The organism is Paraburkholderia podalyriae (assembly GCF_014397785.1).
Taxonomy (GTDB): Bacteria; Pseudomonadota; Gammaproteobacteria; order Burkholderiales; family Burkholderiaceae; genus Paraburkholderia; species Paraburkholderia podalyriae.
Genome location: NZ_VZQQ01000265.1, coordinates 1 through 796, shown reverse-complemented (window position 1 = coordinate 796; position 796 = coordinate 1). Strand labels below are relative to the sequence as shown.

Annotated in this window: 1 protein-coding gene; it reads left to right on the top strand. The window is 53.4% G+C overall.

The window, feature by feature from the left end:
- The coding region (locus F6X42_RS43680; RefSeq protein ID WP_222945943.1) for a hypothetical protein at positions 1-216 on the top strand (216 nt) is incomplete at its 5' end.
- Between the last annotated feature and the right edge of the window lie 580 nt (positions 217-796).

Here is a 796-nt window from a genome sequence, read left to right as displayed (position 1 = left end):
CACAGCGCCAAAACGGAAAACATCATGCATGACTTGAGCGAAATCGCGCACTGGCTGGAAAGCCACACGATTCACCACGTCTCTGACGTTCACGCGACACTTCCGGATCCCACCTTCATTTCGAACGTCGGCTTCATCCAGACAACCGGACCGTCTAGCGACGATCCCGCATGTGATTCCTCGAGCTGGCGTTGCGTTGAGTCCGAAACAGACTGACATTCGACCGAACAGTCGCTCCATTGCTACCGCGGATGCATTAGACTTTTCGGCGAGGCGAGACTGACTTGCACTTGAGCGACGGGCAATGCTTAGACACGGCAAAGCAAAGAGGGGCAAGCTTCAAAGCAAATCCACGGAAATGACGCAAGGCGTGAGTGGATTCCGACTGAGAATGAATAAGCGCCAATCGGACGTGAGCCGTTTTTTTCGTCATCCTCTTGTACTCTTGATAGCGGGCTTCATTCTGACAGGCGTGTTGGGCAGCGGCTATACCTACTGGCGGGAACGGAGGGACCGCTTGACGGATCTGAATGCTCAACAAATCGAGTCCTATAAGGTGGCTACGGCGCATCTTGGCCAATCGATTTACCTATTGGAATTGCGTAGCTACCGTCTATACGATGCGCTGACATTTCAATCACCCGCACAAGAAGTTCGAGATAAGAATCGGGGTATCCGTCAGCGTAACCCGTCAGAAGTTGGAATATAGTACGAGACCAACAACGCCGCGAGAGATCAGGACGAGGTGAGCGAGATCCCGCTGCGACAGTGCGACGGCTCTCTGGATGTCAGAACG